This is a genomic window from Nostocoides jenkinsii Ben 74 (genome assembly GCF_001046875.1).
Lineage (GTDB): Bacteria > Actinomycetota > Actinomycetes > Actinomycetales > Dermatophilaceae > Nostocoides_A > Nostocoides_A jenkinsii.
In genome coordinates, this window is sequence record NZ_HF571038.1 from 3,120,107 (window position 1) to 3,128,705 (window position 8,599).

General features: G+C 70.7%; 10 protein-coding genes and 1 pseudogene. 7 read left to right on the forward strand and 4 right to left on the reverse strand.

The window, feature by feature from the left end; translation table 11 throughout:
* Nucleotides 1–550 (reverse strand): annotated as a pseudogene (locus tag BN13_RS14910) (molybdopterin-dependent oxidoreductase); the annotation flags it as partial.
* 90 nt (nt 551–640) lie between these two features.
* Here BN13_RS14910 and BN13_RS14915 point away from each other — a divergent pair.
* Nucleotides 641–1,657: an LLM class flavin-dependent oxidoreductase gene (locus BN13_RS14915; protein ID WP_048548020.1), complete on the forward strand. Its 1,017-nt coding sequence runs from the start codon at nt 641–643 to the stop codon at nt 1,655–1,657.
* Between the two features lie 19 nt (nt 1,658–1,676).
* On the opposite strand, the gene BN13_RS14920 is transcribed toward BN13_RS14915, so the two are convergent.
* Nucleotides 1,677–2,120, reverse strand: coding sequence for a hypothetical protein (locus tag BN13_RS14920; RefSeq protein WP_048548021.1), 444 nt, complete (start codon nt 2,118–2,120; stop codon nt 1,677–1,679).
* Between BN13_RS14920 and BN13_RS14925 the strand changes: the two genes are divergently transcribed.
* Together BN13_RS14925 and BN13_RS14930 are read left to right on the forward strand one after the other, a co-directional pair.
* The gene (locus BN13_RS14925) at nt 2,119–3,033 is read left to right on the forward strand and encodes an ATP-binding cassette domain-containing protein (protein WP_235434071.1); all 915 of its coding nucleotides are present in this window, start codon (nt 2,119–2,121) and stop codon (nt 3,031–3,033) included. The two genes, BN13_RS14920 and BN13_RS14925, sit on opposite strands and share 2 nt — an antisense overlap.
* Nucleotides 3,030–3,323 carry a hypothetical protein gene (locus tag BN13_RS14930; protein ID WP_201329101.1) on the forward strand — a complete coding sequence of 98 codons (294 nt, stop codon included), beginning with the start codon at nt 3,030–3,032 and terminating at the stop codon, nt 3,321–3,323. The genes BN13_RS14925 and BN13_RS14930 overlap by 4 nt, the downstream gene beginning before the upstream one ends.
* A 133-nt stretch (nt 3,324–3,456) precedes the next feature.
* Here BN13_RS14930 and phoU read toward each other — a convergent pair whose 3' ends face one another.
* Nucleotides 3,457–4,143, reverse strand: a complete 687-nt coding sequence (phoU, locus tag BN13_RS14935) for a phosphate signaling complex protein PhoU (RefSeq protein WP_048548022.1) — start codon at nt 4,141–4,143, stop codon at nt 3,457–3,459.
* A 164-nt stretch (nt 4,144–4,307) separates the two neighbouring features.
* Between phoU and BN13_RS14940 the strand changes: the two genes are divergently transcribed.
* Complete coding sequence (locus BN13_RS14940) at nt 4,308–5,483, forward strand: sensor histidine kinase (protein ID WP_048548023.1); 1,176 nt, start codon at nt 4,308–4,310, stop codon at nt 5,481–5,483.
* Nucleotides 5,480–6,166 (forward strand): response regulator transcription factor, encoded by a 687-nt coding sequence (locus BN13_RS14945; protein ID WP_048548024.1) that lies wholly within the window; start codon nt 5,480–5,482, stop codon nt 6,164–6,166. The genes BN13_RS14940 and BN13_RS14945 overlap by 4 nt, the downstream gene beginning before the upstream one ends.
* Nucleotides 6,167–6,195: 29 nt before the next feature.
* On the opposite strand, the gene BN13_RS14950 is transcribed toward BN13_RS14945, so the two are convergent.
* Complete coding sequence (locus BN13_RS14950; RefSeq protein ID WP_048548025.1) at nt 6,196–6,687, reverse strand: hypothetical protein; 492 nt, start codon at nt 6,685–6,687, stop codon at nt 6,196–6,198.
* Between the two features lie 109 nt (nt 6,688–6,796).
* On the opposite strand from BN13_RS14950, the gene BN13_RS14955 reads away from it, so the two are divergent.
* Nucleotides 6,797–7,279, forward strand: coding sequence for a CarD family transcriptional regulator (locus BN13_RS14955; RefSeq protein WP_048548026.1), 483 nt, complete (start codon nt 6,797–6,799; stop codon nt 7,277–7,279).
* Nucleotides 7,280–7,298: 19 nt separating this feature from the next.
* Nucleotides 7,299–8,576, forward strand: a complete 1,278-nt coding sequence (locus BN13_RS14960; protein ID WP_048548027.1) for a bifunctional 2-C-methyl-D-erythritol 4-phosphate cytidylyltransferase/2-C-methyl-D-erythritol 2,4-cyclodiphosphate synthase — start codon at nt 7,299–7,301, stop codon at nt 8,574–8,576.
* The last annotated feature ends 23 nt before the right edge of the window (nt 8,577–8,599 follow it).

Here is an 8,599-nt window from a genome sequence, read left to right on the forward strand (position 1 = left end):
CCCCGCCGATGAAGCCGCGACGGCCGGTGCCGGGCCGGGCGGTCGGGTCGGCGGCGGGGGTCATCTTCGAGCCGCGCGGGCCGTCGACGGTCGCCTCGTCGTTCCTGGCCACGGCCTCGCCGGACGCACGGCGGGCGAGACGGACGAGCCAGACGAGCGTCGCCACCCCGGCGGCCATCGCGGCGAGCGCGGGCAGGGCGTCGAGCGGGCGGGCCGTGGGCCGGAGCAGCGCGGCGGCACCGGCAAGGCCGGTGAGCAGCACGATGAACCCGACGGCGAGCGGCATACGTCGGCGGGCGAGGAGGCCGGCGACGGCCGCGAGTGCGAGCGTCACGACGAGCACCGAGCCCTGGAGGATCAGCTTGTCGTTGGTGCCGAAGGTCGCGATCGCCCACTCCTTGACGGGGGTGGGGGTCAGGTCGATCACCGTCGACCCGATGGCGAGCACCGGCGAGGATGCAGGGGCGAGGAAGCCTGCCACGAGGTGACCGGCGGCGATCCCGGCTATCGCGGCGACGATCCCGCTGAGGGCAAGTCGTAGGCGCGTCATGGGGGTCGTTCGGCGCCACAAGGGTTTCCGGATTGTCCGAGGGACTGCGGCCGGCGGGAAGAGCGGAGCCCCGCCCGGTGTTGACCGCACGTGAAGAAGATCGGATTCCTCTCGTTCGGGCACTGGAACCCCTCGCCGCACTCGCAGGCGCGGTCGGCGCAGGACGTCCTGCTCCAGTCGATCGACCTCGCCGTCGCGGCGGAGGAGCTCGGGGCCGACGGCGCGTACTTCCGCGTCCACCACTTCGCCCGGCAGCTCGCCTCGCCGTTCCCCCTGCTGGCCGCGGTCGGTGCGCGCACGAGCCGGATCGAGATCGGGACCGGCGTCATCGACATGCGCTACGAGAACCCGCGCTACATGGCCGAGGACGCCGGCTCCGCCGACCTCATCTCCGGCGGCCGGCTCCAGCTCGGCATCAGCCGTGGGTCACCCGAGCAGGTCGTCGACGGCTACCGCTACTTCGGCTACGAGCCCACCGACGGCGACCACGCCGCGATGGCCCGGCAGCACACCGAGGTCCTCCTCAGCGTCCTGACCGGACGCGGCTTCGCCGAGCCGAACCCGCGCCCGATGTTCCCCAACCCGCCCGGCCTGCTGCGCATCGAGCCGCACTCGCCCGGCCTGCGCGACCGCATCTGGTGGGGTGCCGGCACTCGCGCCACCGCGGAGTGGACGGCCGAGCAGGGGATGAACCTCATGAGCTCGACGCTGCTCACCGAGGACACCGGCGTCCCGTTCCACCGCCTCCAGGCCGAGCAGATCCAGCGGTTCCGCGACGCGTGGAAGGCCGCCGGGCACGAGCGCGAGCCGCGGGTGTCGGTGAGCCGCAGCGTCTTCCCCATCGTGTCGGACACGGACCGCGCGTACTTCGGGCGCGAGGCGGGCAGCCAGGACCAGGTCGGCCACATCGACGGCGGGACGGCGCGCTTCGGCAAGACGTATGCCGGCGAGCCCGACCAGCTCGTCCGTGACCTCGCCGAGGACGAGGCGATCGCGGCCGCGGACACGCTCCTGCTCACCGTGCCCAACCAGCTCGGCGTCGACTACAACGCCCACGTCATCGAGAGCCTCCTGACCCACGTGGCCCCCGAGCTCGGCTGGCGCTGACGGTGGGGCTGGGGCGCCGTCAGCCGCGGGCCAGGAGCTTGCGGAGGGTCGAGCCGTAGGCCGCCCCGGCCACCTTGGCGACGACCGGGTCGAGGAGGGCGGGCACCCCGCGCACCCCGATGCGCTGCGACCAGGCGACGGTCGACCCCGTGGCCGTGGGGGTGACGAGCAGGTCGATCCGACCACGGACCACCGTGCCCTCCTTGTGGATCCGCGCGCTCCCGGCCGACGCCTCGGTCGGCGCCTCGATGGCGTCGACGACCATGACGTCGTCGAAGCCCACCGGCCCCACGCCGGTGCGGGCGACGAACCGCGACCCGGCGACGAGCTCGGCGGCCGTCATGGCCTGACCGGTCACGGTCGTCAGCGGGATGACGGCGGTGTGCGCCGTGAGGTCGAGGATGCGCCGCCACGCCTCGGGGGCGGGCAGCGGGGAGTCGAGATGCACCTCGAAGTCGGCCATGGCCACAGTCTGTCGGGTCGGCGCCGCCCGTGACACCTGTCACGGGCAGGACGTGACGCCTGCGGCTGCCGCGCCGCGCCGTCCCCGCGAGGCCGTCGTCTCCGGCGCCGTCTCCGCGGTGCTTCAGACCGGCGGGCTCCTGCGCGACCTCACCGTCCGCGAGACGGTGCCTATGATCGCCTCGACGTACGCCTCCCACACCCCCGTCGACGAGGTCATCGACCGCGCCGGGCTGAGGACGCTCGCCGACCGCCGGGTGTCCAAGTGCTCGGGCGGCGAGCGGCAGCGGCTGCGCTTCGCGCTCGCGCTGCTCCCCGACCCCCGCCTGCTCGTCCTCGACGAGCCGACGGCTGGCATGGACGTCACGGCCCGGCGCGACTTCTGGGACACGATGCACGCCGACGCGAGCGCGGAACGCACCGTCGTCTTCGCCACGCACTACCTCGACGAGGCCCACGCCTTCGCCGACCGCATCGTCCTCGTCGCCGGCGGCCGCATCGTCGCCGACGGCACGACGGCCGAGATCCGCTCGCAGGCGAGCGGCCGCACCGTCTCGGCCACGCTCCCCGCCGGCTCCTTCGGCGAGTCGGTGGCGGCGCTGCGCCGCGTCGAGGGCGTCCGCGACGTCGAGGAGCGCGGCTCGCGCGTCGTCGTCTCGGCCGCCGACTCCGACGCCGTCGCGCGGCTGCTCCTGCTCGAGCTCGGCGGCACCGACCTCGAGATCGTCACCGCCGGCCTCGAGATCGTCACCGCCGGCCTCGAGCAGGCCTTCATGGCCCTGACCGGCGACACCCACGACCACGCCCCCGGCGGTCCGGCCACGACCCCCGGCCGCTCGGCCACGACCCCCGGCCGCTCGGCCACCACCCCCGGCCGCTCGGCCACGACCCCCGACGAGGAGCTCGTCCGATGAACGCCACCTTCACGCTGCTCGAGATGCGCCGGATCACCCGCGACTGGGCCGGGATGTTCTTCACCGCCGTCCTGCCGAGCTTCTTCTACCTCATCTTCGGCGCCACCGTCGCGGCCAAGGACGAGACGATCGGCAACGGCAACGTCGCCATGTACGTCATGATCAGCATGGCGGCATACGGCGCGGTGACGGCGACGACGAGCATCGGTGGCAACGCCGCCGTCGAGCGCCAGCAGGTTGAGAGCCTCGCAGACTTTTCTTCTTTGGCTTTGGAGGAGCCCCGGGTATGACGAGGCGCCCGGCCGCGCGGGCCGGGCGCCTCGTCATACGCGTGCCTGGTGTGGGAGACAAAACCCTTTGTTCGTGTCAGAAGCTTTCCGGCACAAAGGGTTTCCGGCACCGGGCGGGAAACCTACAGGGGGCTCAGGAGGTAAGGACGGCGTCCTCTTCGTCCTCGCGGTCGACCACCGTGTCGTAGTCGCCGGTGACCAGGAAGGTCACGCGGCGGGCGACGGAGACGGCGTGGTCGGCGAACCGCTCGTAGTAGCGACCGATCAGGGTCAGGTCGACCGCCGTCTGCGTCGAGTGCCCGAAGTTGTCCGCGAGCACATGCGAGAACAGCTCGCGGTGCAACTCATCCATCGCATCGTCCTCGCGCTCCAACGCACGGGCCTCTTCCAGATCGCGCGAGGCGATGACCGAGCCGGCCTTGGCCACGATGCGCTCGGCGACCTGGCCCATCTGCACGACCGTACCGCGCAGATCCGCCGGCACCGCGCTGTCGGGATACCGCAGCCGGGCCACCTTGGCCACATGCCGGGCCAGGTCACCCATCCGCTCAAGGTCGGCGCTCATCCGCATCGCCGTCACCACGACCCGCAAGTCCGTGGCGACGGGCGCCTGCCGCGCGAGGAGGTCGATGGCGAGCAGGTCGAGGGCCTCGCGGGCCTGGTCGATGTCGCGGTCGGAGGTGATGACCGCCTCCGCCAGGCGGATGTCGCCGTCGAGTAGGGCGATGCTGGCGCGCCCGATCGCGGAGCCTGCCAGCCGCGTCATGTCGACGAGTCCGTCGGTCACGCGGTTCAGATCGTCGATAAATGCCGTGCGCATGAGTTGTCCTAACGAAGCCGAGGGCACGTTGCCGGATGAGGCTGACACGGGCCGGTGAACGGCCGCCGACCCACAGGTGAATTCCCGGCTGCCCACGTGGGGCAAGCCGGTTCGGGGCCCCCAACGCGCCCAAGACGGCCGCGGCCACCGCCTACGCTGGGAGCGTGGATGCGACGACCGCGGCGATTCTCGGGGGATGCGTCGGCATCGCCCTGGGAGGCCTGTCGGCGATCAGCCTTCGGCTCTCCGAACGCGAGCAGCGCCACCCGATCCTCCCACCGGCTCCGGTGATTCCTGACGGCGCGTCGGCGATCCTGTCCGTATTGTCTTCCAGCGCACTGGTTCTCGACGCCTCCGAGCGCGTCGTCAACAACTCCCCAACGGCCGTGGCCGACGGCTTCGTCGCGGGGGACCGCCTCGTGCATCCGGCCCTGCTCGATCTCTCCCGGGCCGTGCGCCGCGACGGGGTCATCCGCGAGCAGGAACTCACCCTGCACCGCCCGCAGACCGGACAGCCCGCCTTCGTCAGCGTGCGCGCGGCTCCGATTCTGGACGCGCATGTCCTCCTGCTCATCGACGATCGCACCCAGGCACGCCGCGTGGAGGAGGTGCGCCGCGACTTCGTCGTCAACGTCTCCCACGAACTCAAGACCCCCGTCGGCGGCCTCTCCCTGCTCGCCGAGGCGATCATCGACGCCAAAGGCGACCCGGAGGCGACCGAGCGCTTCGCCCTGCGCATGCAATTGGAGGCGGCGCGATTGGGCAAGCTCATCAAGGAGATCGTCGACCTCTCCAAGCTCCAGTCGGCCGCCGTTCTGGAGGCCGCTGAGCCCGTCCGGCTCGCCGACGTCGTTGCCGAGGCCGTCGAGGTCAGCCAGATCGAGGCAGGCGCCAAGGACATCGCCATCACCGAGCGCAGCAATCCCGACGTATGGGTGTTCGGAGACTTCGGTCTCCTCGTTACCGCCGTGCGCAACCTCATCGGCAACGCGATCGCCTACTCCCCGCCCGCGACGGAAGTCGGGGTCGTGGTCGGGCTCGCCGACGCGGAGGCGACGGTCACCGTGACGGACCGGGGCCGCGGCATACCCCCGGGTGAGCAGGAACGCATCTTCGAGCGGTTCTATCGCGGGGATGCCGCCCGCTCCCGCTCCACCGGTGGCACCGGCCTCGGGCTCGCCATCGTCAAGCACATCTGCGCCAACCACGGGGGACACGTGGAGGTGTGGAGTCAGCAGGGCCAAGGCTCCACCTTCACCATCCGACTCCCCGTCCTTGAGCCCGGCCAGCTCCGGGCCGCCACCCGGCATACGACCCATCCGGAAGGAACCGCCGCATGACCGCCGTTCGCATCCTCCTCATCGAGGACGAGCCGTCCTACTCGGAGCCGCTGACCTATGTCCTTCGCAAGGAGGGGTATGCGGTCAATGTCGCCGAGACCGGGCCCGATGGGCTGGATTCTTTTGACAAGTCCGGCGCCGATCTCGTCCTGCTCGACATCATGTTGCCGGGGATGGACGGCGTGGAGGTATGCCGCGTGCTCCGGTCCAAATCCAACGTCCCCGTCATCATGTTGACCGCCAAAGACAGCGAGATCGACAAGGTGGTCGGGCTGGAATTGGGCGCGGATGACTATGTGACCAAGCCGTATTCGTCCCGTGAACTTCTTGCCCGAATTAAGGCGGTGTTGCGGCGCGGGACCGAGCCGGAAGAACTTGTCGGCAACAGCGTGACGGCCGGCCCGGTTGCGATCGACATCGAGCGACACGTCGTCATGGTGCGCGGCGAGGTGGTGGCGTTGCCACTCAAGGAATTCGAGCTCCTGGAGTTTTTGGTGCGCAACGAGGGGCGCGTTTTGACGCGCGGCCAGTTGATCGATCGGATCTGGGGCTCGGACTATGTCGGCGACACCAAGACGCTCGACGTGCACATCAAGCGGCTACGTAAGAAGGTCGAGCACCAGCCGAAGGAGCCGGTGCACATCCTGACCGTGCGCGGGCTGGGCTACAAATTCGAAGCCTGAGGAGCCCTGGCGAGGCTCACTGACCAGCGTCAGGAGGCCGGCTTCAGATCGGCATACACCCCGGTGGCGGGCAGGACCGGGACGGTGACCGGGGACTGGCCGGCGGCGGGGGTCGAGACGACCAGCGTGACGACGGCGCCCGGGGCGGCGGGCACCTTGGCGATCGAGACCTTGGGGCCATCGACGGAGAGGTTAGCGGTGCCGCGGGCGGGGACGGTGGTCTGCACCGGGGCCTCACCGCCCTGCACGGCGAAGCTGATGACGGCGTCGGTGTCGCTGGGGTTACCGACGGCTGCGCTGATCACGCCCGGGCCGTCGGCCGCGTCCGCGATGACCAACAGGTTGCGGACCTTGACCGGCCCGAGGTCGACGGCGACACCGTCGGAGGGCTCGTACATGACGTCGGTCTGTCGCGGCGATATCACCTGGCAGGCCGAGAGCAGCATGCTTCCGGAGACGGCCACGGCAGCCAGGACGGCGGCCCGGGGGCGACGGGTCGAGGAGGTGGTCTGCGCCTTCACGGGGTTCAGCGTAGCGGCTCGCTCCCGGCCGTGGCTGCCCGACCTTCGCGACCACCGGTCGAACGTGCGTGCGTGATATCCTGAGGGCCGCGAAAGGGGCTAACAACATATGGTTTTCAAGGTCGGCGAGACGGTCGTGTACCCCCACCACGGGGCCGCACTCATCGAAGAGATCAAGACGCGAGTCATCAAAGGCGAGGAAAAGCTCTATCTCAAACTGAAGGTAGCCCAGGGAGACCTGACCATCGAGGTTCCGGCCGAGAACTGTGATCTCGTCGGCGTGCGCGATGTCGTGGGCCAAGAGGGTCTCGACCGCGTTTTCGAGGTGCTGCGCGCGCCGCACACCGAGGAGCCGACCAACTGGTCGCGCCGCTACAAGGCCAACCTTGAGAAGCTCGCGTCCGGTGATGTCATCAAGGTCGCCGAGGTCGTCCGCGACCTGTGGCGCCGTGACAAGGACCGCGGCCTGTCCGCTGGTGAGAAGCGCATGCTCTCCAAGGCGCGCCAGATCCTGGTCTCCGAGCTCGCGCTTGCGGAGAAGACCGACGAGGTCAACGCCGAGTCGATCCTCGACGGCGTGCTCGCCTCCTGATTCACCGCTTCATCCTCACGTGACCGACGCCGGCACTGCCCATGGCAGTGTCGGCGTCGTCATTGTCGCGGCGGGCTCCGGGACGCGGCTCGGCGCGGCGATCCCCAAGGCCTTTGTCGAGGTGCGCGGTCGACGGATTATCGATTGGGCCGTCGACGGTGCCCGCCAGGTGCCCGGCGTCAACCAGGTCGTGATCGTCGTTCCCGCCGACTATGCCGAGCAACTGCACCGGGAGTATGCCGCGCCCCCGCCCGACGCGGGTCCCTCCCCGTCGTCGAGTGGTCCCCCGGTCGTCGTCGTCTCCGGCGGCCGGGAGCGCTCGGACTCCGTCCGGGCCGGCCTGGCGGCTCTTGAGGAGTCCATCGGCATCGTGCTGGTGCACGACGCGGCCCGGTGCTTCACTCCGGTCGAGGTCTTCGAGCGAGTCATCGAGGCGGTGCGCGCGGGCGATCCCGCCGTGGTCCCCGGGCTTCCGGCCGTCGACACGGTGAAGGTGGTCGACGAGGGCGGGTTTGTTCGGCATACGCCGGATCGGTCGACCTTGCGCACCATCCAGACACCGCAAGGGTTCGCCCGCGCCTCCCTGGAAGTCGCTCATGCGAGCGGGGTGCACGCGACGGACGACGCCGCGCTCGCCGAGACCTTCGGCATACCCGTGCGGGTGGTGCCCGGTGACCCGAGGGCGTTCAAGGTGACCACCGCGGACGATCTGACTCGGGCCGTGCAGTCGGTGGGGGAGGGACCCGCGACGCACAAAGTACGACGATCGGCGGGCTCTGAGGCGCCGAACGTCGTACTTAGCACGGCGGTGGGCGGCATCCCCCGGATTGGAATCGGTGTCGACGTGCACGCGTTCGCCCCGGACGGCGCACCGCGGGAGCTGTGGGTCGGCGGGCTGCTATGGCCGGGGGAGCGTGGGCTGGACGGGCACTCCGATGCCGACGTCGCCTGCCACGCCGCCTGCGACGCGCTCTTCTCGGCGGCCGGGATCGGCGACCTCGGCGCGCATTTCGGCACTTCGCGCCCGGAGTATGCCGGGGCCTCCGGCGCCACTCTCCTCGCCGAGGCGGCCCGGCTGGTCCGGGCGGCGGGCTACGAGATCGGCAATATCGCCGTCCAGGTCATCGGCAATCGGCCCAAGATCGGGACTCGCCGCGACGAGGCGCAGGCGGCGATGGCCGCCGCCGCCGGTGCGCCGGTCGCCCTGAGCGGCACGACCACCGACGGCCTGGGCCTGACCGGCCGCGGCGAGGGCATCGCCGCCCTCGCCACGGCCCTCGTCGTGCCCCGAGGCTGACCGCCGCTAGGCCCCGCGGCGGG